The 4149-nt window shown below is 32.3% G+C and carries 4 protein-coding genes, 2 tRNA genes and 1 rRNA gene; 5 read left to right on the top strand and 2 right to left on the bottom strand.

Going from position 1 to position 4149, the window contains the following annotated elements:
* The 3 genes from rrf to JJD95_RS19860 all read left to right on the top strand — a co-directional run.
* A 5S ribosomal RNA gene (rrf, locus tag JJD95_RS19870) occupies nucleotides 1-115 on the top strand; the annotation flags it as partial.
* A 9-nt stretch (nucleotides 116-124) separates the two neighbouring features.
* Nucleotides 125-201: transfer RNA gene (locus JJD95_RS19865), tRNA-Ile, on the top strand.
* 3 nt (nucleotides 202-204) lie between these two features.
* Nucleotides 205-280 (top strand) — tRNA-Ala (locus tag JJD95_RS19860).
* Nucleotides 281-357: 77 nt separating this feature from the next.
* Here the strand turns inward: JJD95_RS19860 and JJD95_RS19855 are convergent.
* Nucleotides 358-483: a YibE/F family protein gene (locus JJD95_RS19855; RefSeq protein WP_291645213.1), complete on the bottom strand. Its 126-nt coding sequence runs from the start codon at nucleotides 481-483 to the stop codon at nucleotides 358-360.
* Between the two features lie 74 nt (nucleotides 484-557).
* On the opposite strand from JJD95_RS19855, the gene JJD95_RS19850 reads away from it, so the two are divergent.
* Together JJD95_RS19850 and ccsA are read left to right on the top strand one after the other, a co-directional pair.
* Nucleotides 558-1811 (top strand): hypothetical protein, encoded by a 1254-nt coding sequence (locus JJD95_RS19850; protein ID WP_291645211.1) that lies wholly within the window; start codon nucleotides 558-560, stop codon nucleotides 1809-1811.
* A 2-nt stretch (nucleotides 1812-1813) separates the two neighbouring features.
* Nucleotides 1814-3349 (top strand): cytochrome c biogenesis protein CcsA, encoded by a 1536-nt coding sequence (gene ccsA / locus JJD95_RS19845; protein WP_291645209.1) that lies wholly within the window; start codon nucleotides 1814-1816, stop codon nucleotides 3347-3349.
* A gap of 63 nt (nucleotides 3350-3412) precedes the next feature.
* On the opposite strand, the gene JJD95_RS19840 is transcribed toward ccsA, so the two are convergent.
* Nucleotides 3413-3604 (bottom strand): undecaprenyl-diphosphate phosphatase, encoded by a 192-nt coding sequence (locus JJD95_RS19840; RefSeq protein WP_291645206.1) that lies wholly within the window; start codon nucleotides 3602-3604, stop codon nucleotides 3413-3415.
* Nucleotides 3605-4149: the final 545 nt, after the last annotated feature.

Raw genomic sequence — 4149 nt, 5'->3', positions numbered from 1 at the left:
TAGTGATTATGGCATGAAGGTAACACCCCTTCCCATACCGAACAGGTAGGTTAAGCTTCAATGCGCCAATGGTACTGCAAGGGTGACCTTGTGGGAGAGTAGGTTGTCGCCAGGTAATTTATATGGATCTTTAGCTCAGCTGGTTAGAGCTACCGGCTCATAACCGGTCGGTCCGGGGTTCGAGTCCCTGAAGGTCCACCATACGGGGATATAGCTCAGTTGGGAGAGCACCTGCCTTGCACGCAGGGGGTCGCAGGTTCGATTCCTGTTGTCTCCACCAAAAAAACAGTCCAATATGGACTGTTTTTTTATTTTTTTGTATCACTAACATAATTATAAATCATGCCATTAAGAACTTTAAAGCACATTCATTCCACAGCTAATTAATTCACCTCGAGTTATATTGTTATTATTTTCTTTTATCTCATTCATAGCTGTAGCAACAGACATATTCATGTCAATAATTGCACCTAATGCTCCAATTACACAAAAGACTGTACTTAATATTTAGATTCCTTAATATAATTAAGTGATTAATATATTAAAGGGGTAAAGTTTTGAGAGTTTTTATTACTTTAGATATAAAAAAGTTGTTAAAACCAATTCTTTTAGTTGTCGCATGTTTCATTATGCTCTGGGCCTCTAGTAGTATTGTAAAATCTATTTCAACTACAATGCAAAAGGATAAGGAATACGTTATATTGGCTTACAATGATAGTGGCATGCACTGTATTCAGTCTGATTACTCTTCTTTTATGATACTTCCTCCAGCAAATACAATTCGTGTACAAGTATTTGAAAAAGGCATAGAAGAAGCCAAATTGATAAATGCTGGGGTAATAGTAGAGTATGCGGTTAATAATAATACTTCTTCTATTGATAAGGTTAATTTTTGGGAATATGCAAAATCTTATGGTTATAATTTAAAACCTAATGAAGGTATTACAGGCAATTACTTAAGCGGAACATGCAAACTATCTATTGATAAAAAATATTATGAGGCAGAATATATTCCTATAACACCTTACAATGACGGAAGCAAAATTATAAATCCATATCAAACCGTGACAATTACAGTGAAAAGTGCAATAAATAAAGAGATTATTGCTGTAGAAGATGCAGTTGTTGCACCAGTTTCAACTGAGATGCTCTGTAGCAATTGTCATGGAAAAACTAATACAGATGCTAATATATTAAAAGCTCACGATAAAAATCAAGGAACAAAACTTTATGATGATTCAATAAACAGCACCCCTTACAGTTGTAATGAATGTCATCAAGATAATGCATTAAATGCTAAGGGTAAAGAAGGTATTAAAAGTCTTTCACTTGCAATGCATGATTTTCATGCATCTAAAATGACAATGTCAAGCCTCCAGAATACTTGCTATAATTGTCATCCAGGTGTTGAAACTAAATGTAATAGAGGAGTTATGGCAACAGCAGGGTTTACATGCAGCAGTAGCAAATGTCATGGAGATATGGAGACTGTGGCCAGTTCTCAAAAACAAGGTAGACAATCATGGCTTAATGAACCAGATTGTGGTGATTGTCATGGAGAAAATTATGCTTCTAATACTAATACATTATACAGTAAGTCATACCTTCAGAATGGCCCTGAGGCTATGAGTGGTTATATTACCTGTGAAACTTGTCACAATAGCCCGCATGCGGAATGGCCATCTACATTAGAGTTAGACAATCAAATACCTATAAAAATTTATGGTGTACCTGATTTTATTAGAAAATGTTCGGCATGCCATCAGCAAAAGGGTGAAGGAAAAATACATGGATATAAAGGAGTAGATTAAAAATGAACCTGGGTGAATTATTGCTATTTATTGCTTTAATGATGAGTTTAGGAAATTTAATTGTAAGTTTATTCTTTCATAAAAATAAATTTGCAACTTTTTGGGTGAATCTATTTTTATTTAGTTCTATATTTTGCATAACGGCCTCTACGATGCTTCTTATTTATTATCAATTCACTTTCAATTTTCAATATGCTTACGTATTTAACCATATTTCAAGGGCGTTAAATCCAATTTATCTCATTTCAGCTCTTTGGGCAGGACAGGAAGGTTCTTTTCTTCTGTGGGCAATGATTGCAATGTGGATTAATTTATTGGCACGTGGAGAGCGTAAATCTTATATTATCTATACCTTAATAAGTACAGTTATTTTGGTTTTGGCTTTTTCAACTGCTCCATTTTCTCTCATGAATTATATACCAACGGAAGGAAATGGACTTAATAAAGCTCTACAGGATCCATGGATGGTAATTCATCCACCTCTTGTATTTATAGGATACTCTGCAATGGGGGTGTTATTTTCTCAAAGCTTTAGCAAAATTAATAGAAGATGGGTAATTGCTTCCTTACTATTTCTTGGGGCTGGAATATTTTCTGGGAGTCTGTGGGCTTACCGGGCACTAGGATGGGGTGGTTACTGGGCGTGGGACCATATTGAGAATGCAGCTTTAATTCCCTTTCTTATATTAACTGCAATTGTGCATAAGAAAAAAATACCTCCTAGTCTTGCTATGATTCCTTTTATTTTAGCTGTCTTTGGTACTTTCTTAGCAAGAAGTGGAATTATACAGGGGACATCAGTACATTCTTATACTTCATCTTCAATAACATTACCACTCTTAATAGTATTCATTCTTTCGGTTTTAATATTGATAGTTACTCTATTAAAGGACAGGATGAGGAGTGGTATTAGAGTTAATTTTAATAAAGTGAAGACTTTATCAGCGTTCCGTTATATTATTTATATTTTTGCAGTTTATATATTGTTTGGAACTGTCTTACCTGTTTTTTTAGGGGGTTCAACAGAAATTAGTTTTTATACTCCAGCAGCACTTAGTTTTGCAATTTTTTCTTCAATACTTTTTACAGTTTACATGCGTAATTTATTTGAAAAGAATTTTCTGAAAATAATAATTATAAATACCATCATAATTATTATTATTTCTGCTACCACAGCTTTTTCATCCTTCCTATGGTTAATTATACTTTGGATAGTGATGCTTCCACTTATCCCTAAGATAGTATTTTTCAGTGCTTTTAAAAACATATGGGCACATATTTCTCATATTGGAGTTTTGATGCTTATAACTGGTACTATTACTTCTTCAGTATTTAGTGAAGAGGGAATTTTAATACAGTCAAATTTATTAAAATTCCCTTCAGGAAAAACTACGATTATTCATAAATTTTTAGGGGATACCATCATTACTGAAAGTTTAAAATATACAACCAGACCATTTATTTGGTTGTTTTGGTTAGGAGGATTTATGATATTGGGTGGGATTCTCGGTGCACTTTGCTTCCCCAAAATTGAGTAGGTTCGGGATGGAAATACTCTTTATATAGAAAGTATAAGTAGACTCGTAAGAATCACTAAGAATTTACTTAATATTGTTGCCAAATTGAATTAATAATAGCAAGGCTATACCTACTACTATTCTATAAATAGCAAAAACTTTCATAGGTTTCTGAATTAAATAAGAAACAAATTTTTCAACCACGATTAATGCAACTAAAAAGGCTGTTACAAATCCAATAACCAAAGTAATAATTTCACCGCTAATGCAAGGCATTGAAAACAACCTATCTTAAATGACTGTTTAAGATTTATTTTATCATTTAGCAGTTGGGTTAAAATATTAAAAGTTGTTTGTTAGTCTTTATTTAAGATTAAATGTATAATATGTTCAAATATAGATGAATAATTCAATATCTAACCATGTGTGTCAACATAATAAAAACAAAGCAATATGTAGATATACTTAGTAAATAAGTGATAATAACGGTATATGGTAAAAAACAAAAACATGAAAGTTTATTGGTATGATAAAATACTCTTTGTCGTCGCGAATTGATGGCGAAGTAAATTAAAGGTTAACTACTTTTTAGAAAAAAAATTTAAAAGTTGTTGACAAAATAAGAAACATCTAGTAATATTATAGAAGTCGTCAGTAAATGACGGATACAAAAAAACAATTTGGTCTTTGAAAATTAAACAGAGAAATAGGTAAAGAATAGCAAAATAATATTTTGCTAAACCAGTTAATTACTTTAGTAAAAAGAAGTAAATTTTTAGTCGTAAGACTAAATAGTATGTAATGAGCTTGAGTAACAACTT

This window comes from Clostridium sp. (assembly GCF_016650035.1).
Lineage (GTDB): Bacteria > Bacillota > Clostridia > Clostridiales > Clostridiaceae > Clostridium_AD.
The sequence above is the reverse complement of the archived record's forward strand: the minus strand, read 5'-3'. Positions and strand labels throughout refer to the sequence as shown.